The organism is Bacillus sp. FSL W8-0770, assembly GCF_038008705.1.
In the GTDB taxonomy this organism is placed as follows: Bacteria; Bacillota; Bacilli; order Bacillales; family Bacillaceae_G; genus Bacillus_A; species Bacillus_A cereus.
The window spans coordinates 2,689,574-2,707,838 of sequence record NZ_JBBOZR010000001.1 but is presented as its reverse complement, the minus strand read 5'-3'; the positions used below and the strand labels follow the sequence as shown (position 1 = coordinate 2,707,838).

The window sequence follows — 18,265 nt, the reverse complement described above, 5'->3', positions numbered from 1 at the left end:
AGATTATTCTTTTAGGGAGAAGGAAAATATATGGGAGACACGTCCTCACTAATAACCGTCTTTTTATGCATTGCACTACTAATATTTTGGCGTCGTTATCGCTCCATGCATAAGCCAATAAAGGGATCGGGAAAACGTATTTTATGGCCATTACTATTTTTAACACCAGGTATTGTATGGTTTTTAGGTCCCGTACATCCAGCTATATTACAAGTAATTATAGCGGTATTCATTGGTGTACTTTTTGCTGTACCGCTTATAGTATTAACAAATTATGAACGAAGAGATGATGGGAATATTTATACGAAAAAAAGTGCAGCTTTTTTAATTACTTTTATTGCACTTGTCTTTTTAAGATATGGTTCAAGACAATTTATCGTTGATTTAGATCAACAAACGATTGGTTTATTATTTTACGTTGTTGCAGTATCGTATATTTTTCCTTGGAGAATTGCCTGTTATATAAAGTTTAGGAAAGTTTGGCTGGAAAATAATAATCATGCTATATGAAAACTTCTCATTTGAGAAGTTTTTTTATTTTTACAGGTAAGCAAAACAAGTTGTTGAAGGGCAGGCTGTCATAGAATATGATACATATTATAATGAGGAAAAGTTGAGGGGGATAAAAATGCGTACAATTTTACTTTTTCTAAACAACATGTTCATTAGCGAAATCGAGGACATTAGGCAAAAACATGATCCTTTATTTGGATTAATTCCACCGCATATTACAATTGTATTCCCATTTGAAAGTTCGATTTCAAATGATGAGCTGAAATTACATATTATAAATGTATCAAAACCGATACAGAATATAGAAATTGAATTTAAGAATCAAATTACAAGTGAAAGAGAATATTTGTTTTTACGAGTTGAAAAGGGGAAAGAACAAATAGAGGAACTACATAATATTCTATATACAGGACCTTTATTACAATTTTTGAAAGAAGACATTCCGTACATCCCGCATGTAACAGTCGGAAGAAAAGAAAGTGCCGAATTAGCTGCTGAAGTAGTGAAGGAGATTCCTAGTTTTCATGGGAAGTTAAATTGTGTGATTGATAGAATAAGCGTGGAGCGAATTGGAGAGAATGGAGAATCAATTATTGAATTTGAAGTGCCATTTTTAAAAAGCTGACAAAAGTCAGCTTTTTATTTCGTAACATGAAGTAATGCACCAATTGCACCGCTATTACCACCATCTTGTAAAAAAATTGGTGTTTTATTTTGATATTCGGTGTAGCTACTAATAATATGTTGAAGTTGTACGTTATTACATAAAGTCGAACCAATATAAATAATATGTTCAATGTTTTTTGTTTCAGCGAATTGAAGGCTTAATGCAGTAACGACTTCACCGACAAGTCCTTGCACAGTAGCTAGTATATCGGAGCTACTATTATTTGATCCTGTAACGGCTGCTTTTCCGAAGTTGCTAGCAGTTAAGTTATTATCGATAGGGGAAAGAATACCACCATAAATATCTCCAACCGTAATATCTAGTTCTTTTCTAGATCCTACTTTTGTTAGAGGGATTACATCTTCAAAATGATTTGTATTTGTTAACAATTTTGAAAGTCCCATAATAGTCCCACCGCCAACTCCGGTTCCACCAGCGCGAATATATTGTTCATTATAAACATAATGGATAGAAGTACCTGTACCGATATTGGTTAAAATAAAATTGTTTATAGTGTGTTTTTCTTCTTTTAATATGTATTGGACACCTGCAAGAGTAGATTCAAATTCGTTTAGCTCTATTATTTTATATGAACCTGTAAGCAGATGCTGTAATAGTTTCGATTTACCACCCGTAATACATATTTGTTTTATGCCATTGTTGTTTTTAATCCAATCTATTATTTTATGTTGTTCATGCGAATAAAATTTTTCAAAAGTTAATAGCTTTTTTTCGTTAAAATAAGCTATTTTCGTTAATGTGCCTCCAGCATCGATACCGATAGTACGTTCCATTTTCCTGCTCCTAACTACGTAATATGTTTTCCTATTTACTTAATTGGTTGAGAATAGATATTTCCAACTGATATAAGGAACACTTTAATCTGCTTGATATATTAATAGTTTTTCTATAGTTACAATAGGCTGGTCGTTTACAGTTGCAATACCTTTACCAAGAATAAAACCTCGGCGATTGCGCGTTAGCTCATAATGTAAATCAAGTTTATCACCGGGATATGCTTTTCCGTGGAATTCAACTCCATCTAAAGAGGAGAGGAATCCTAGTCCTTCAGAATCACTTGTATGTACAAATGCACTAAGCTGGGCAAGTGATTCTACAATTAACATATGAGGCATATGTTTTTGACTATCATTTATAAACCATTCGTTATTTGTAATGAGTTTATATCCTGTAACGGATTCACCTTGTTTTACATTTGTTACTTTATCAATCATTAAAAATGGATAACGATGGGGAAGCGTGTCTTTAATATGCATATGAAAGTACCTCCAATTAATAATACCCCTGCTAAAGTTAAGCAGGGGAGTGGGAACTAATTTTTAACTAATTCATCTACTTTTTCAAGAACGAAAATGCCGCTATTTCTAATATTTTCAACAACTTGTTGCAAAACTTCTTTATCTTGAACGAGTGCAATACGTACGAAGCCTTCTCCATGAGGTCCAAATGCATGACCAGGTGTAACAACGACATTCGCACGATCCATTAATGCATAAGCGAAGTCTAGAGAAGTCCATCCTTGTGGAATTTCAGCCCAGACAAACATACTACCAGCTGGCTTATCGACATTCCAGCCAAATGTTCGGAATCCATCGACTAAAGTATCTCTCCGTTCTTGATAAATATCGCGGTTTTTCTCACAAAATGCAGCGCCATTTCTTAGTGCTACAGATGCCGCTTTTTGAATTGGTAAAAATACACCGTAATCGGTATTAGATTTAAATTGAGTAAGTGCACGAACAATTTCTTCGTTTCCAATCATATATCCAATACGGCTACCTGCTAAACTATAACTTTTTGACAAAGAATTGATTTCTACACCAACTTCTTTAGCACCAGGTACAGAGAGAAAGCTAATTGGCTTATTACCATCGAAATAAAATTCAGCATAAGCAAAATCATGGACAACGATAATATTATGCTTTTTCGCGAATGCGATTACTTCTTTAAAGAAATCTTCATGAGCTATTGCTGGAACGGGATTCCCTGGGAAGTTTAAAATCATCATCTTCGCTTGATCGGCAATTTCTTCAGGGATGACTTCTAAGTCTGGTAAGAAATCATTCTCTTTCGTTAAAGGCATGTAGTAAGATGTTGCACCGGCCATTTGAATACCTGTTTCATAAGCTGTATATCCTGGATCAGGAACTAATATAATATCACCTGGATTTGCATAAACCATAGGTAAATGAACGAGCCCGTCTTGTGAACCCATTAATAATAAAACTTCTTTATCCGCATTTAATAAAACGTTATGAGTGTTGTTGTAATATTCAGTTACAGCTTCGTGAAATTCTTGAATACCGGATAATGTATACCCGTAGCTCTCTTTTTCACTCGCTGTATGTACCATTGTTTCTCTTACAAAATCAGCGGGCGGCATATCAGGATTTCCGATGCTCAAATCAATCATGTTATGACCTGCTGCAATTTTTTCTTTTTTATAGGCTCCTAATTCACTAAATATAGAAGATTGGAATGCTTTCATTCTAGTTGCTAACGTGTAAGTCATCAAAACCCCTCCTAAAAACAGTGCTTTCATTCTGCGTTTTTAATTATTCTGAAAACACATGTTTACATTTTATCATTTTTTTATGAAAATTAAAACGATTGACAAATTTAGAGGGAGGATTAGCCTATTTTGAAAAGTAACGATGTAAATAGCGTAGATATATTAATTGAAATGTGTATTATATAATTCATTTTATATAACTTAAGGTATTTTCTAGCTTTTATTAAGTATATTTCTCATGTTTTGAATGAAAAAGAATACGAAAACAAGGGATATTTTTGTGGACGATTTCTAAAGTGAAATAACGCAGAAAATTTTTTCTGCGTCTCCTCTGAAATGTAATCATTTCTTTTTATATGTGCATAATTTTTCGGCTGTCAAAAAGTATACATTTAATGTACCGTCGGCAACTTTTAAAGTTTGGTCCGATGTAAATGAATTACCATAATCAATGTGATATACATTAGAATTTTTGACAAATGAGCCTTTATATAAATCGTCTTTATTCTTTGTTGTTTGCATTTCTACTAAATTTTGCACAATTTCCTCTTTATTTTCTTTTTTGACAACTGTTTCAAATTTATAATATACAGGGCATTCACCTTTTTTATTGTCAACGACTTCCCAAGAACCGTATATATCGTTATTGCTGCATCCACTAAGTAGGATGATTAGTATAGGAATTGTAAGTAGAACCTTTTTCATTTTGTGCTCCTTTCTTTTAAATTTGAATAAACGTGCGAATACGATAGGGATATTATAATAAATAAAGTTTAAATTTTTTTAAAGAATTATTTAATTTCATATAAAAATTTAGGAGAAATTAAATAAGCATGAATCTAGTTTAAAGTCAGATTCATGCTAGTACTATAGCCTATGTTATGTCTTTTTTGAGGATAAATAAAGAGGAAAGCAGAATTACTATTCCATTTAATATATATACGCTTGCGATCATAAAGGCTAACGTACCTGCGCCAAATCCTGCTTTATCGAATATAGAAGCAAATGTTGCGATAGTCAAAAAGATAATGGGAGTCAGTAGTAAAAATATGAAACCTGCCACGATTCTTTTTTTAAAACTATGTCCAGATAAGGAAATGGCTAAAAAGTTTAGGATGCTAAACAGAGCAATTGCAAAGAGCAGGACAATAAATACTTGGATGCCATCAGACATTTTACCACTCCTTTTATAAAGAGTACTTTTTATAATCTATTCGAAATAAAAGGGGGATACTCCTTTAGGTAATTTCAATAAACGTAATAAATAGGCGTATTATAAAACAAAGAAGTATGGATTCAATATTAGATCCATACTTCTTTGTTTATTTTATAAATTCGCAGATTGTGAATGCTGTTTTTCATAATGTTTCTGCTTAGAAAGGGAAATAGAAATAATCAATAATGAAACGACTCCGAAGATGAGAACCATATATTGTAACCCAATTGTATCTAAGAAGAAGCCTGTTCCAAGTAAGACGATTTGGAACATAACCCTCTCAAACATATTACGGAATGAGAAGAGGCGACCGTGATAACTTTTTTCCACTTTCGTTTGGAAAATCGTCGACATAATAGGGAAGAAGCAGCCAACACTAAACCCAAATAAACCAAATGATGTAAGAGCCATCCATTTTATATCGCTAAAGAACAATGACAGATGTGCAAAAGCAGTACAAACTGCGAAGAAATATAGTAATTTTTCAGGTTTGAAATGATCAGATAGACGTTTAATTACGAAGGCACCTAACATAAATGCGACACCTTCAATTGTATATATGAACCCTTTAATCGTAGGATCATGTTGCATTTCGCTAATGTTAATAACCATTAAATTAAACCCAGCTATAAATAATAGAGGGATGATACTTAATATAAGTGCTGTAAAAGCAATAGGAATTCCTTTTAAAATACGAAATACTTTCATAAAGCTATTATCTTTTGCAGCTTGTTTACTTGGTGTTGTTGATTTCTTGTCTTCGAATTGTAGGAAGAAAGTCGAGAGGAATAATAAGGCGTATGCTGCCATTGAGAAGGCATACATGTACTGTAAACTCATCACAACTAAAAGAATTCCACCTAGTGAAGTACCTGCAATACGAGCGATTGTACCAACATTCATATGTACACCATTCATTTGTAATAACTCATGCTCACGTACGATGAGTGGAATTACAGATTGTAATGCAGGGAAATAAAATGCTGCTGAAATTTGAAGAGCAACCATAAATGCAATCATAAATGCGATACTTTCAAATTGAATAGCAAAAAACATGAAAATAACACTTAAAACTCGACCAAACCCAGCGTAAAGAAGAACTTTTTTCTTTTCATACTGATCGATGACACGGCCAGCCATAGGTCCAACTAGAACACCGGCTAATAGTCCGATAAATAATATAACTGATTTCATGAAATCAGAAGGGACATATTTTTGCATAAATTCAAGGTTGCCAAGAATACCAAGCCATAATCCTAGACCTGCAATAAACTCCCCAATTAAAACAATCCAAACGTTTTTATTACGCCACATAACATAAAACCTCTCCGTCTTTTAAAATGAAAAACGCGTATATAAAACCTCCTTATTTATGTAGTATTTTTATACGAACTTTTTTAGAGTCAGAGTCTATATTACGTGTTTCATAATTGGATTTCAATCTTTTTGATTTGTCAAAAATTTGATGTGTTAATTGATGAAATAAGTGAATCAAAACGTGAAAAATTTATGATTAAAGCTAATAGAAAGTAAGGGGACATATAAAAAAGCAAGAACGTATAACTACGCCTCGCTTTTCTCAAGTACAAAATTAAATATTAGATTCACTTAGCAACATTTACGCTCTTGTCCAATAGCTAAAGCGCTAAAAGATAGTGGGCCAACAACTTCTGCGCTTGCACCACTAGTAAGGTTTTCTACAGTTAATGAATATTCGTGTGTTCCACTGCTAACGTTTTGATCTATAGCTTGAAATGTTTGTACATAGAATTGTTCAGAATCTGTAGATTCAATACCTACTTGTGCATTAAAAATTTCAATATTATCACGGGAAATTCGGAATAAAACTTGTGAAGTCTCAGTTATACCTTCTACACCAATTGTAGCGATTAATTCTACTCGATTATTACGTGAATCTCTACTTGAAATTCGCAATTTCAAATTTGCTAAAATTGCTTTATTTGGAGAAGTTGGGATTGCAAAAGTTGTTTCACCAGTTTTACTAATAGGTTGAGTAGCTTGGTAATCAATGATATGAGTCATATTCTTCACCTCCTCATATACTAGAATATGAAAATAGTGAATAATTAGTTTGGACAAATACTAGATTATTTAATAGAGTCAACAATAATTATTGAAAAGAAGAAATTCACATAAAAGCATTAAGAATATATCACAATAAGATGATATTTTTCTTAATGCTTTTTGTAATTAAGCAGAATATTCTTCTTTACGTACTTCAAAAAATTCATTACGTCGTAAGTAATTATAAATTTTCTCTGAAACCTCTTCTTCTTCAGACACTAAGAAACGATGATCAAAAGCGTAGAAAGATTGACCTTTAATTAATTTTACGTAATACATATTAAACGCCTCCTGACACTAGATTATTACTTGCTTCATATTATGATGGCCTATATGTCTGCTAAAAATACTTGGAGTTTCAAAGGGGATAAGTAAAGAAATGAAAGAGCTTACAATTCTGTAGGGTTTATGTCACCTTTTTCGATAGTTTGTATTTACCAGTTTCTTCTATAATGCAAATAGGTTACATAAAATAAGGGGGTAAAAAGATGGATGAAATAATTGGAGAAGTTGTGGCTGGTATTTGTGAATTTGTAGTGGAAGTAACAGCAGATGCTATAGGAAATTTAGTTTCTGGAAATGATGAGGAAAAAGAAACATTATAATAATTTGTAAAAGAATAAAGTTGATCAAATTATAAAGGCTGATTTCTAAAGGGAAATCAGCTTTTTTATTTTTTACATTATATTAACTTAATTTGAATATTCATTTGTTATCATATTTAAGAAGCCTATATAAGGAGGTGAATAAACAAATATGTCGAATTCAGGGCCTGATTTATCTGTTTCTCGTTTGATTGTGGTAAATATAGAGGAAAAAGAATATCATTTTATTGTTCGTGAACATCCGATTGTAGGGAAATTTATATCGCTATTTGAAAATGGGAAAGAATACGGTTTAATAGATAAACAAATTGCTAATAAAGATAAATTTATTACATCGGAGCTTACTAAGTTAGATTATTTTAATATAGATGTTTTATATCTTACACCTGGGTGGATATGGATTGGTATGGATCAATTTAGTTTACATGCTCGTGAGGCTACTTATAACGAAGTAGATGTTATTATGAAGTTGAAAGAGGATTTATATTATATAGATATATACGAAGAAATAAAAATGTAGTAAATATTTATTCAGGTTAGGGGGGAAGTTCCCATAGCCTTTTTTTTGTTTAATAATAAAATGCAAAATTATATTATTTTAATGAAAGGTAAATATGATAAGAAGTGAGATGAAAAGAGGATTTGAAAATACATTAAGAGAATTGTAATAATTATATGAGTCGTATATGTAAATAACAATAGAAAGAAGATGATAATATGAGTAAAGAAGAGCTTGTGAAAAAACAGTTTGGCAGCAATGCAGATAAATATGTAAATAGTAAAATACATGCTAAAGGACTGGATTTACAATATGTAGTTCAACAAGTTGAGTCTCGTCATAATAATCGTCTTCTTGATGTTGCTACTGGTGGCGGGCATGTGGCAAATATGTTAGCACCTATGTTTGAAGAAGTAGTTGCACTTGATTTAACAGAACAGATGTTAGAAAAAGCAAAAGTTTTTATAAAGCAGAATGGTCATGAAAATGTATCTTTTGTAGCAGGAAATGCAGAGAATTTACCATTTGTAGACCATTTTTTTGATACAATTACATGCCGGATTGCAGCCCATCATTTTACGAGTCCGGCTCAATTTATTTATGAAGTACATCGTACGTTGGAGGATAATGGATTATTCATCTTAATAGATAATGTTTCGCCAGAAAATAATGAATATGATACATTTTATAATTTTATAGAAAAAAAGCGTGACCCAAGTCATGAACGAGCTCTAAAAAAGACAGAATGGCTTACTTTATTAGAAAAAAATGGCTTACAAATGCAGTCATGTCTTACTTTTGATAAGAAGTTTGATTTTGACTGGTGGTGTAATATGATGGATGTCCCTTTACAAAAGCGTAAAAAATTAACAGAATGTATGATGAAAGCACCAAACGAAATGAAGGGATATTTTAATATTCAATTTAAAAATAATAAAGTAGAATCGTTCTATACTGAAATGGCTATGTTTATATGTAAAAAAAGTACAACGTTAAAAAGATAAATGTGTTGCAGTCTTTCTGAAGTACGATATACTTAGTACAGAGAAACTGAGAATTGAGGAATAGTTATAATGATTCGTGTACGCATTGAAGGTACTGAGGAAGAAATGCTTGAATTTATGGGGAAAATGCCAGACATTCCTGGATTTGAAAAGACACATATGAGAGAGCCGAGAAAAGGAAATAACCCGAAATACGATTCAAGTAAAAATGTACTTGCATATTTGTCTTATAAAAAGATTGAAGTCGCCAATAAATAGGCGGCTTTTTTAGTTTGCGCTGTTTCACCGCCTTGTCTTTTTCACATAATAATAATAGTAGATTATGCTCAAGAGGGGTGAGAATAGTTAATAAGAAAATTATCTTTTTTGGAGACTTTGGTATTGATGACGCCGTAGCGTTAATTTATGCAAATAAAACATGTAAATTAGATATTCTAGGTATTGTTGCTGAGTACGGGAATGTATCACGAGATATTGTTACGGAAAATGTTTATTTTTTAGAAAGGTACTATGCTACACAAGTGAAAATTATTGAAGGTGCGAGTAGACCGATGACAGCTGAAGAGCCTTTGTTTTTCCCTGAAATCCACGGGGATCACGGTTTAGGTCCTATTATTCCACCTGAGATGAGAATTTGTAAACGAGAAAATTTTTGTGAATTAATCAAATTAATCGAACCTTGTCCAGAAGATATTATAATTGTGGCGACAGGGAGACTAACGACGCTTGCTACGTTATTTTTATTGTATCCAAATATAATGGATCGTATTTGTTCGTATTATATAATGGGCGGCGCTTTCCTATTTCCAGGTAATGTTACACCTGTATCTGAAGCGAATTTTTATGGTGATCCAATTGCAGCAAATATTGTTATGAAATATGCGAAAAACGCTAGCATATACCCGTTAAATGTAACACAGGGCGCGCTTATAACACCTGAAATGGCCAATATAATAGATAAACAAGGAACTGGACAGGCGAAACTCATTAAACCAATGATTGATTTTTATTATGAGAACTTTTATAAAAAAGAATATCCGGGTATTGGTGGAAGTCCTATACACGATTTACTACCGTTTATCTCGTTTATAAATGACAGTATTTTCGAATATAAAAAATCGGCAGTGTGGATTAGTACGACAAATGATGTGACTAGGGGCCAAAGTGTAGCAGACTTTAGAAAAATAGCTGAGCCAACAAGGTTTGATGATCGGCCGATTCAAAGAATTGCTGTTGGTTTTAACTATGCAGCTTTTAAAGAAGAGTTTATGCGAACAATATTGAAGCCAGATTGTCCTTAATGTGTGTAATAACAAGTCGGATAAATCGTTAGTTCAAAAAAGGTTTAATCTGTGTGTATTATTCTCAAAAATCTTAAAGTTGAACAACATGAATAACTTATGAAAAATGTCACATAACTAATGGTAAGCAATTGTTTCTAATTATATTTTGATTGGTGAAATGTAAAGGAGGTTATTATATGATTTGGTCTTTAATCGTCGGTGGTATATTAGGGTGGCTTGCGAGCTTAATTACTGGAAAGGACGTACCTGGTGGTGTAATAGGTAATATTATTGCTGGTATTATCGGTTCTTGGGTTGGTTCGAAATTACTTGGTAGTTTTGGTCCAGTCATTGGCGGATATGCAATTATTCCAGCTTTAATCGGTGCGATCATTTTAATTTTCATCGTAAGCTTCTTATTACGAGCAATGCGAAAATGAATGTAAGGACTGTTTACATTTGTAAGCAGTCCTTTTTATATGTTATGCTAGTATTATACAATCAGGAGGTGTCAGCATTGAAAACATTCACAGTAAATTTCCATCAAGAAGATAATGCTAAAGCGACAACAGTACATAAATTAAGTGAAGAGGACTTTAACAAAGCAACAGAAAAAGGCACTCGTCATCTATTTGATTTAGATACAAACGTTGGATTCTTCGTATTCTTTGATGCAGAAGATGCAGAAGGAAACGATCAATACTTAATGTTACAATACGAAGGTGATCATGAAGAGCCAACTGCGTGCTACGGATTTGATTTAAAACTATACTATCAATTTTTAGCACTGTACTTAAACGATCTTGAGTTCCAAGGTGAAACAGATGAGGAAGAGGAAGAATACGGTCCAATTCATCATTTAGCGCATTTACTTTATCATATTGTTGAAGATGGTAAATCAATCGAAGTGTAATATACATATTTGAAGCTGCCCTTTTTGGGCAGCTTTTTTATATGACATTGGAATGGTGTACTGTGAGCTAAATAAAGTGAAACTTTAATCAGTGGGGTGTTCATCCCCACTGATTATCAGCCCTCACCAAGCGGGCTTTTACGGACAGCAGGGCCCCCACCTAACTTCTTTGTTTCCGCTGAATTTTGAGGTGGGGATCTTACTGCCCGGCAAATAGCGGGATAAATTAATAATAGAAATTTATTTATTACTTTCATGTTAGCATCGTAAAACACCTGTTATAATGATTGTAATTAAATTCATGGAGGCTAATTTTATGCTTGTAGATGTAAAAGCTTTTATTAAAGCTGCAGGTTTAACATGTATTTCATCATTAAGTGGAGATAACACGTTTGCTTATAATTTTGAAACTGTAAAAAATACTATCGCTACATTTTTTAAGAAGCTAAGATTTACCGTATAATTTTATTTTAACCAGTAGGAAAAGAGTAATCACTTCCTACTGGTTTTTTTCTGTTTCAAGGAGCTGTTGTGAGAGCATGTTTTAAGTTATAGATAGAGGATATTATCATTGAGAAGAGAAGGTTTAAATAAGGAGATGAAAATGGTTTCGTTTATCAGGAGGTAGTTACTTCGGATATAACAGACTTGGTTACTTTTTAGAAACAGCTTTTGTAATATATTTTGTACAAGCTTTTGGAGAGAGTGAAGCACTGACTTTTTTGGAACAAACATAATTTGAAAAGTAGTGTAATGGGTTGGTTAACGAAATGAATAAGATGCAATAGGGGGTAAAGATGATGAAAATATATTTAAAAATAGTTATGTTATTTTTGGTGTTTACATGTATGTTTGCGCTAGCCGCATGTAAAGAGACAGACGAAAAAAAGGAAACAAATCCAACCTCGGAAAATAATAAAAATGAACAAAGTAATTTTTCAGAAGAACAGAAAAATCCTGAAGCAAAACCAAGCAATGAAAAAACAACAAAACCATCGCCTGACCCAGATTCGAAAAATAGAACACTTAATCAAAAATCAATTAACCACGTTAAAGATTTGTTTGAACTCGCAAAAGAAGGAAAAGTACCTAATGTACCATTTGGAGCCCATACAGGGGATATTGAAGAAATTGAAAAAGCGTGGGGGAAAGCAAATAAAACCGAATATGCAGGGAACGGAATGTACGCAACTTTTACAAATAAAAATATTGTTTTCGGATTTAATAAAGGGTCACAAGTTTTTGATGTACGCTCATATCATGCAGAACTAAAATTGATTACATTACAAGAAATTGAAAAAGCATTAGGAAAACCATCTTCAGTTAAAGAGAATGGTGAAGATAAAATATATGTATACAAAGTAAATAACCAGTATGAGCTGAAATTTGTCATTCCAAAATCGACTGGTAAGGTAGATCATATTTCTGTATTTTCACCAGAGGATAGTATTAATAAAATGGCAGGATAAGAAATTAAGTGATTTCAAAAACACCTCACTTTACTTAAATGAGGTGTTTTTAGTTGTAAATAAGGAACGTCTCTTGCCATATAAAACATACTTTCATACGCGAAATACTTCACTTTTGTTTTTTAATATTCATCCAATAAGAAATATTGATCTACTGAAAAAGTAGTAACCTATAAATTATGTGTAGGCTGGTTCGTGATTTTTTTACGTTCTAAATTTTGAACAAACAGTGCTTGAACAATACCTCCAATTAATAAGAAACTAGCACAAATATAAAACAGCATACTTCCATTTAACTTACTTAATAAAACTGCACCAATAACTGGTCCGCACGTTCGAGATATATCCCAGTGTATACCGTAAATTGAAAAATATAAACCACGTTTATTGTGAGGTGCAATTTCTGAAACGAATCGTAATAAGTGGTTTAGAGCAATACTTTCTCCGATGACTAAAAAGAGTAAGGTGAAGAATAACGACAATATCGTCGTTGAATAACTAAAGCCAACTGCAGCTATTGTATAGCAGGCGTAAGAAATAAGGATGATTTTCGCCATAGAAAATCGTTCAGACCATTTTACGAGGAAGATTTGTAGTATGATTTCCAAAATGGCTTTGCATGTTGAAATAAATGCGAGTATGAATACGAGATTAGGAAATACATGTTCTGCAAAAATACGATAATTCGTCTCAGTTTGTGCATAAAAAAAGCTAATAGGAAGTGTAGAAACCATAAGACCGAATATAGCATAGTGTTTAAAAATAAATTGCTTTGGTGAACTTGCCTCAACTGTTTGTTTCGACTTACTCATAGGTGGAACGGTTTCTGGGAGCTGGGTCCAAACAACAACGGCATATATCGTAAGGGTTACACTTTGCACGATAAATAAATATTCTGGGTGAGTATTATAAAAACATGCACCGATTAAAGGGCCGACTACGGATCCAATTGCTCCCATCGTTTGTAGGAGAGCAAAAATTTCTGCTTGCTGCTCTTGTTTTGTTAAATCAGCAATTTGTGCACGCTGAGCTGGAATGTATAAGGAACGGCCAATACCATTAATGACATATAACAGTGCAAATATAAAAACAGATTGAGCGAAAACGAAACTGCCGATTGCAACACCTTGTAGTAATAATCCGAGTAACATAATCTTTTTTCGGCCATATTTATCAGTAATTCCTCCAGCAATAAGTGTAAATAAAATGTCTGAAAGTGGCTGTAATCCGAAAATTAGCATAGTTATTATTACATTGCCGTTTAACATTTTATTGACGTAAATAATCATAATGAGAGCTAACATAGATTCAGTCGTTCGGGTTAATAATTCACCACACAATCTAATAAAAATAGGTTTATTGTAACGAAGTAAGAGATAATTCAATATTAATTCCTCCTTTCTATATTGAAATGATAAGATGAAAGGAGAGTTGGAAAAAGGGTAGAGACTATAGGGAGGATTTTTCACCTTTTAGGGGGAGTATGATGTTTATTTTAGATCAATACATTGAACTATGGATTGCTTATGGAAAAGGAAAAAAAGAGGGAGAACGATTGGAAGTAACAGTGCAAAATATATCTGGTACATTATTTTGTACAGAGCGCAATAGTAAGTTAATTATAAAAAAATTAGATGAGTTAAATTGGATCAAGTGGTTTCCAGGTCGCGGCAGAGGAAATCGGTCTAAGTTAATATTTCAAAAGCACCCGATATCTTTAATTTTAGATAGAGGAAAAGAAATAACGAAAAAAGGGGATGTGAAAAGCGGAAGTATATTTGTGGAACGCTATAGCTCACATTTTCCATCAGTAAAGGGAGAATATCATTCCTGGGTGGATTCAATATTTGGTCATAAGGTTGAAATGACATCTGAAGGGAGAAGAGATGTACTCCGGTTGCAAGTACAAATGAATTTAGATATCACATTAGATCCTGTATACGCTACAATGCGCTCAGAATGCCATATGGTAAAACATATATTCGACACACTCGTGTATGTAGACGGTAATACAAACATTATAGAGCCAAGACTTGCATTTCACTGGGAATATAATGACGCTGAAAAAATATGGACGTTTTACTTACGAAAAGGAGTTCACTTTCATAATGGAAAACAACTTACTGCACATGATGTTATATACTCGTTGAATCGATTTATAAAGCTGGAAAATAATGCACACGCATGGATGTTACAACACGTTGAAAGTATCCGTTCAGTGGATGACTACGTTTTCGAAATTCAATTACATACAGAAAATCGAATGTTTTTACATATGCTAAGTGCAGAACAGTGTTCTATCGTGAATGAAGATGAAGCAGGAGGGCTAATTGGAACCGGGCCTTTTCAATTATATAAAAGTAATGAAAATCTGTTCATTTTAGAAGGACATCCTTTATATTTTCGTGAAAGACCTTTTTTAGATCGTGTTGAGTTGTGGAATGTAGAACAAGGTGTAGGTACATACGATGTTTTAGTAAAGGCGCAGTATAAAGATAAAGAAAAACATAATAAAGAATTGTCTCGGCTTGAGTCGAACGTGACATATATAACATGTAATCTTACGAAAGAAGGACCAATGCAAGATGAGTTATTTCGGAAAGCGTTATATAACATCATTCATGGTTATACAATCGTTCAAGAACTCGGCGGAGAACGTGGAGAAGTGGCAAAAAAACTAATATTAGCAGGTGAAAGCATTGTAGAGATTGAGGAAGATGTAGAAAGTTTAATTAAAAGGAGTACTTATCATAATGAAGTGCTACAACTCTACACATTTACAGGACGAGATCATGTTGAAGATGCACAGTGGATACAAAAAGAGTGTGCGAAATATGGGATTCGTGTAGAAAATAATTTTCTTGATATAGAAGAGCTATTGGAAGTAAGTACGATACAAAAGGCCGATATGATGCATGATAGTGCCACAATTAGTGAACGAATAGAAGATAGTCTATTATATATGTTTCTTACAAAAAATAGTTTTATTCATGGACAAAGCAGCATGGACTTTCATGAAAAGTTGTCTCCTTATTTTAGACAAGAAGAATTAGAGAAAAGAGTTACACTGTTAGGTGATATCGAGGATACTTTGTTACGTCAAATTCATATTATTCCTTTATATCGTAATAAACAAGAGGTAAGTACACATGAAAAAGTTCAAAATATAATGATTAATTCACAAGGTTGGATTGATTTTTATAATATTTGGTTTAAGTCTTGATATATAAGGACTTTTGCACATTTTCATAAGGTGTGTAAGAGCCTTTTTTGTATGTAGGAATAGGTTTGTTTTACACATTGTTACGCTACTTGTGATAAAAGTTTATTTACAGCGTAACAGTGTTATGTTACATTATTATCAGGAAGGAGTGTTATACAGTTGAGTACAGATTTAATTTCAAAAAAAGATTTATTAGAACTAACTGGTATTTCATATGGACAGTTATATAGGTGGAAAAGAAAAAATTTAATTCCGGAAGATTGGTTTGTACGAAAATCAACGTTTACAGGTCAAGAGACATTTTTTCCGAAAGAAAAGATATTAGAGCGTATCGATAAAATCCAAACGATGAAAGAGGATTTATCACTTGATGAACTAGCTAACATGTTTTCACCGAGTGTGAGAGAAATTCTTTTAACAAAGGAAGACATTTTACGCAAGGGGATTGCATCAGAACCAGTTTTACAATTTTTCATAGAACAAACGAATAAAAGAGCAGATTTTCAATTTGTAGATATTCTTTATGTGTACATGTTAGAAGAATTACTACAATCAGGAGAGATTAGTTTAGAAGAAGGAAAAATGGTCTTGCAAGTTTTACGTGAAAATTATGAAGCAATTAAACATAAAACTTGTGACTTAATTATTGTCCGAAAGTTAGGGATTTCTACATGTTTATTAGTTTCAAACGTGGACGATTTAATTTTTGAAAAAGGCACCAAAATCGTTTTACGCGAAGCGATTATGAAATATACCGAAGCATTAAAAACTAAATTGTTGTAGTGGAGGAGAAAGTATGCGTACAGATAATTTGATTATAAATGGTTACGGTTCATCGAATGGTGGCGAGTTTCATAAAGTGCAATTAAACGGAAAAGGAACTGTGAATGGAAATGTTGAATGTGAGCAATTTGAATGTAACGGTTACGGTGCAGTTACTGGCAATTTGAAAAGTAGTAGTGCACGAATTAGCGGATCTGGTAAAGTTGATGGCACAGTTCATGCTGAAACGATGCGAATTGATGGAAAAGCAACAATTACGCAAAATGTAAAAGCAAACAGTTTGAAAATTGCAGGAAAAGGTACGATAGGTGGAAATGTCACTGGTGAAGAATTTAAAGTCAATGGTCAAGCTACAATTGACGGTAATTGTGAAGTGGATACTTTTTCTTCAGAAGGCCAATTTACAATCGGTGGTTTATTAAACGCAGATGAAATTAATATAAATATTCACGGTACATGTCGAGCGAAAGAAATTGGTGGTCAAACGATTAAAGTAAGACATAGATCAGGTACATTTAGTAGACTATTTAAAACAGTGTTTGGCTTGCAGTTAGAAGCTGAACTATTAGAAGGTGACAATATCGATATTGATTATGCTCACATAAGAACGGTAAGAGGAAACAATGTTACAGTAGGAGCAAACTGTGAGATTGAACTGATTGAATATACCGGTGTTCTTACTGTTGATAAAAATGCAAATGTAAAAGAAATTAAGCAGGTTTAACGGAAGGGAGAAATCAGTATGGAACATCCACATAGTCTCACAGTAAATGGTTCTGGTAATTCAGCAGGCGGAGATTATAATAAAGTGAAGATTCGCGGTGAAGGAACAATTACGAATGATATGAGTTGCAATGAGTTTAAAACGTACGGAACGAGTGATGTACACGGTAATGTGAAAGTGAAAAACTATGTCGTGTATGGAGATAACGAAGTACAAGGAAATGTAGATGCGGAATATGTAAAAGTATATGGTAATACACAAATTCATGGTGATGCTCATATTGAAAAAACAAAAGTTAGAGGTATGATAGATATTGAAGGAAAGTTTTCAGGTGATTTCGTAGATGTAAAAGGTGCTTTAAATGTAAAGGGAGATATTGAAGTAGAAGATTTATCATTAAATGGTGGTCTTGAAAGTGATGGATTACTTAATGCTGAAAATATTCAAATCTCACTTCGTTATGAAGGCAGTAAGGTAAGAGAAATTGGTGGTAAAAAAATTACCGTTCGTAAAAAAGCGAGATTTATTCCTTTTACTAGTCATGCTGGAAACCTCCAAACTTCGATTGTTGAAGGAGATGATATCTATTTAGAACATACGATTGCTGAAGTTGTAAGAGGCAACAACGTCACAATTGGTCCTGGATGTGAAATTAGTGTTGTAGAATATCATACTAGTTTTAATCAAAAAGGTAATGCAGTCGTAAAAGAACATAAACAAATATAAATAGTATGAGGGAGAGCAAGAG

23 protein-coding genes and 1 pseudogene are annotated in these 18,265 nt (G+C 33.0%); 15 read left to right on the top strand and 9 right to left on the bottom strand.

Annotated elements, in window-relative coordinates; all coding sequences use genetic code 11:
• Positions 1 to 30 precede the first annotated feature (30 nt).
• Both NST27_RS13975 and NST27_RS13970 read left to right on the top strand, forming a co-directional pair.
• Positions 31 to 510 (top strand): CcdC family protein, encoded by a 480-nt coding sequence (locus tag NST27_RS13975; RefSeq protein ID WP_000502962.1) that lies wholly within the window; start codon positions 31 to 33, stop codon positions 508 to 510.
• A gap of 118 nt (positions 511 to 628) precedes the next feature.
• Entirely contained in the window at positions 629 to 1,138 is a 510-nt protein-coding gene (locus NST27_RS13970; protein ID WP_001259197.1) for a 2'-5' RNA ligase family protein, read from the top strand.
• Between the two features lie 14 nt (positions 1,139 to 1,152).
• Here the strand turns inward: NST27_RS13970 and coaW are convergent, their stop codons facing one another.
• The 8 genes from coaW to NST27_RS13930 form a co-directional block, all read right to left on the bottom strand.
• Positions 1,153 to 1,974 carry a type II pantothenate kinase gene (gene coaW / locus NST27_RS13965; RefSeq protein ID WP_000442494.1) on the bottom strand — a complete coding sequence of 274 codons (822 nt, stop codon included), beginning with the start codon at positions 1,972 to 1,974 and terminating at the stop codon, positions 1,153 to 1,155.
• Positions 1,975 to 2,058: 84 nt separating this feature from the next.
• Complete coding sequence (locus NST27_RS13960; RefSeq protein ID WP_000547659.1) at positions 2,059 to 2,457, bottom strand: 3-hydroxyacyl-ACP dehydratase FabZ family protein; 399 nt, start codon at positions 2,455 to 2,457, stop codon at positions 2,059 to 2,061.
• A gap of 56 nt (positions 2,458 to 2,513) precedes the next feature.
• Positions 2,514 to 3,713, bottom strand: a complete 1,200-nt coding sequence (locus tag NST27_RS13955) for an LL-diaminopimelate aminotransferase (protein WP_000222708.1) — start codon at positions 3,711 to 3,713, stop codon at positions 2,514 to 2,516.
• 342 nt (positions 3,714 to 4,055) lie between these two features.
• Positions 4,056 to 4,418 carry a hypothetical protein gene (locus NST27_RS13950; RefSeq protein WP_000757017.1) on the bottom strand — a complete coding sequence of 121 codons (363 nt, stop codon included), beginning with the start codon at positions 4,416 to 4,418 and terminating at the stop codon, positions 4,056 to 4,058.
• A 169-nt stretch (positions 4,419 to 4,587) separates the two neighbouring features.
• Positions 4,588 to 4,887 carry a hypothetical protein gene (locus tag NST27_RS13945; RefSeq protein WP_001279473.1) on the bottom strand — a complete coding sequence of 100 codons (300 nt, stop codon included), beginning with the start codon at positions 4,885 to 4,887 and terminating at the stop codon, positions 4,588 to 4,590.
• Positions 4,888 to 5,040: 153 nt separating this feature from the next.
• Positions 5,041 to 6,243: an MFS transporter gene (locus NST27_RS13940; protein WP_000269262.1), complete on the bottom strand. Its 1,203-nt coding sequence runs from the start codon at positions 6,241 to 6,243 to the stop codon at positions 5,041 to 5,043.
• Between the two features lie 294 nt (positions 6,244 to 6,537).
• The gene (gene exsC, locus NST27_RS13935) at positions 6,538 to 6,972 is read right to left on the bottom strand and encodes an exosporium protein ExsC (RefSeq protein WP_000148811.1); all 435 of its coding nucleotides are present in this window, start codon (positions 6,970 to 6,972) and stop codon (positions 6,538 to 6,540) included.
• 168 nt (positions 6,973 to 7,140) lie between these two features.
• A complete protein-coding gene (locus NST27_RS13930) occupies positions 7,141 to 7,293 on the bottom strand; it encodes a YqbF domain-containing protein (protein WP_000291905.1) in 153 nt (50 codons plus the stop codon).
• Between the two features lie 477 nt (positions 7,294 to 7,770).
• Here NST27_RS13930 and NST27_RS13925 point away from each other — a divergent pair, with 477 nt between their 5' ends.
• From NST27_RS13925 to NST27_RS13885, 9 genes and pseudogenes are all read left to right on the top strand, one after another.
• On the top strand, positions 7,771 to 8,139 hold the full coding sequence (locus tag NST27_RS13925) for a hypothetical protein (protein ID WP_098289687.1): 369 nt from the start codon (positions 7,771 to 7,773) through the stop codon (positions 8,137 to 8,139).
• A gap of 197 nt (positions 8,140 to 8,336) precedes the next feature.
• Positions 8,337 to 9,122, top strand: coding sequence for a class I SAM-dependent methyltransferase (locus NST27_RS13920; RefSeq protein ID WP_000031309.1), 786 nt, complete (start codon positions 8,337 to 8,339; stop codon positions 9,120 to 9,122).
• 69 nt (positions 9,123 to 9,191) lie between these two features.
• The gene (locus NST27_RS13915) at positions 9,192 to 9,380 is read left to right on the top strand and encodes a DUF3970 family protein (protein ID WP_000621885.1); all 189 of its coding nucleotides are present in this window, start codon (positions 9,192 to 9,194) and stop codon (positions 9,378 to 9,380) included.
• A 77-nt stretch (positions 9,381 to 9,457) separates the two neighbouring features.
• Entirely contained in the window at positions 9,458 to 10,423 is a 966-nt protein-coding gene (locus tag NST27_RS13910) for a nucleoside hydrolase (protein ID WP_001223681.1), read from the top strand.
• A gap of 179 nt (positions 10,424 to 10,602) precedes the next feature.
• Entirely contained in the window at positions 10,603 to 10,845 is a 243-nt protein-coding gene (locus NST27_RS13905; RefSeq protein WP_000638306.1) for a GlsB/YeaQ/YmgE family stress response membrane protein, read from the top strand.
• A gap of 77 nt (positions 10,846 to 10,922) precedes the next feature.
• Positions 10,923 to 11,318: a hypothetical protein gene (locus tag NST27_RS13900; protein ID WP_000847587.1), complete on the top strand. Its 396-nt coding sequence runs from the start codon at positions 10,923 to 10,925 to the stop codon at positions 11,316 to 11,318.
• A 316-nt stretch (positions 11,319 to 11,634) separates the two neighbouring features.
• A complete protein-coding gene (locus NST27_RS13895) occupies positions 11,635 to 11,781 on the top strand; it encodes a hypothetical protein (protein WP_000959548.1) in 147 nt (48 codons plus the stop codon).
• 139 nt (positions 11,782 to 11,920) lie between these two features.
• Positions 11,921 to 12,092, top strand: a pseudogene (locus NST27_RS13890) (aminopeptidase); the annotation flags it as partial.
• A gap of 23 nt (positions 12,093 to 12,115) precedes the next feature.
• Positions 12,116 to 12,787: a YjgB family protein gene (locus NST27_RS13885; RefSeq protein WP_001987496.1), complete on the top strand. Its 672-nt coding sequence runs from the start codon at positions 12,116 to 12,118 to the stop codon at positions 12,785 to 12,787.
• Between the two features lie 170 nt (positions 12,788 to 12,957).
• Here NST27_RS13885 and NST27_RS13880 read toward each other — a convergent pair whose 3' ends face one another.
• Positions 12,958 to 14,172: an MDR family MFS transporter gene (locus NST27_RS13880; protein ID WP_001108458.1), complete on the bottom strand. Its 1,215-nt coding sequence runs from the start codon at positions 14,170 to 14,172 to the stop codon at positions 12,958 to 12,960.
• A gap of 101 nt (positions 14,173 to 14,273) precedes the next feature.
• Between NST27_RS13880 and NST27_RS13875 the strand changes: the two genes are divergently transcribed.
• The 4 genes from NST27_RS13875 to NST27_RS13860 all read left to right on the top strand — a co-directional run bounded on the left by NST27_RS13875 (position 14,274) and on the right by NST27_RS13860 (position 18,243).
• Positions 14,274 to 16,010 carry an ABC transporter substrate-binding protein gene (locus NST27_RS13875; RefSeq protein WP_000470197.1) on the top strand — a complete coding sequence of 579 codons (1,737 nt, stop codon included), beginning with the start codon at positions 14,274 to 14,276 and terminating at the stop codon, positions 16,008 to 16,010.
• A gap of 159 nt (positions 16,011 to 16,169) precedes the next feature.
• Positions 16,170 to 16,793, top strand: coding sequence for a YhbD family protein (locus tag NST27_RS13870; RefSeq protein WP_000102244.1), 624 nt, complete (start codon positions 16,170 to 16,172; stop codon positions 16,791 to 16,793).
• A gap of 13 nt (positions 16,794 to 16,806) precedes the next feature.
• Positions 16,807 to 17,517: a bactofilin family protein gene (locus NST27_RS13865; protein WP_001258387.1), complete on the top strand. Its 711-nt coding sequence runs from the start codon at positions 16,807 to 16,809 to the stop codon at positions 17,515 to 17,517.
• 18 nt (positions 17,518 to 17,535) lie between these two features.
• Entirely contained in the window at positions 17,536 to 18,243 is a 708-nt protein-coding gene (locus tag NST27_RS13860; RefSeq protein ID WP_047386352.1) for a polymer-forming cytoskeletal protein, read from the top strand.
• Positions 18,244 to 18,265 lie beyond the last annotated feature (22 nt).

Excerpts from the sequence above, each read along its gene's own strand:
- NST27_RS13930 (WP_000291905.1), bottom strand. The coding sequence starts at position 7,293 with ATGTATTACGTAAAATTAATTAAAGGTCAATCTTTCTACGCTTTTGAT.
- NST27_RS13875 (WP_000470197.1), top strand. The coding sequence starts at position 14,274 with ATGTTTATTTTAGATCAATACATTGAACTATGGATTGCTTATGGAAAA.
- NST27_RS13955 (WP_000222708.1), bottom strand. The coding sequence starts at position 3,713 with ATGACTTACACGTTAGCAACTAGAATGAAAGCATTCCAATCTTCTATA.
- NST27_RS13920 (WP_000031309.1), top strand. The coding sequence starts at position 8,337 with ATGAGTAAAGAAGAGCTTGTGAAAAAACAGTTTGGCAGCAATGCAGAT.
- NST27_RS13895 (WP_000959548.1), top strand. The coding sequence starts at position 11,635 with ATGCTTGTAGATGTAAAAGCTTTTATTAAAGCTGCAGGTTTAACATGT.
- exsC (WP_000148811.1), bottom strand. The coding sequence starts at position 6,972 with ATGACTCATATCATTGATTACCAAGCTACTCAACCTATTAGTAAAACT.
- NST27_RS13915 (WP_000621885.1), top strand. The coding sequence starts at position 9,192 with ATGATTCGTGTACGCATTGAAGGTACTGAGGAAGAAATGCTTGAATTT.
- NST27_RS13945 (WP_001279473.1), bottom strand. The coding sequence starts at position 4,887 with ATGTCTGATGGCATCCAAGTATTTATTGTCCTGCTCTTTGCAATTGCT.
- NST27_RS13865 (WP_001258387.1), top strand. The coding sequence starts at position 16,807 with ATGCGTACAGATAATTTGATTATAAATGGTTACGGTTCATCGAATGGT.
- NST27_RS13925 (WP_098289687.1), top strand. The coding sequence starts at position 7,771 with ATGTCGAATTCAGGGCCTGATTTATCTGTTTCTCGTTTGATTGTGGTA.
- NST27_RS13950 (WP_000757017.1), bottom strand. The coding sequence starts at position 4,418 with ATGAAAAAGGTTCTACTTACAATTCCTATACTAATCATCCTACTTAGT.
- NST27_RS13905 (WP_000638306.1), top strand. The coding sequence starts at position 10,603 with ATGATTTGGTCTTTAATCGTCGGTGGTATATTAGGGTGGCTTGCGAGC.
- NST27_RS13970 (WP_001259197.1), top strand. The coding sequence starts at position 629 with ATGCGTACAATTTTACTTTTTCTAAACAACATGTTCATTAGCGAAATC.
- coaW (WP_000442494.1), bottom strand. The coding sequence starts at position 1,974 with ATGGAACGTACTATCGGTATCGATGCTGGAGGCACATTAACGAAAATA.
- NST27_RS13860 (WP_047386352.1), top strand. The coding sequence starts at position 17,536 with ATGGAACATCCACATAGTCTCACAGTAAATGGTTCTGGTAATTCAGCA.
- NST27_RS13975 (WP_000502962.1), top strand. The coding sequence starts at position 31 with ATGGGAGACACGTCCTCACTAATAACCGTCTTTTTATGCATTGCACTA.
- NST27_RS13960 (WP_000547659.1), bottom strand. The coding sequence starts at position 2,457 with ATGCATATTAAAGACACGCTTCCCCATCGTTATCCATTTTTAATGATT.
- NST27_RS13885 (WP_001987496.1), top strand. The coding sequence starts at position 12,116 with ATGATGAAAATATATTTAAAAATAGTTATGTTATTTTTGGTGTTTACA.
- NST27_RS13940 (WP_000269262.1), bottom strand. The coding sequence starts at position 6,243 with ATGTGGCGTAATAAAAACGTTTGGATTGTTTTAATTGGGGAGTTTATT.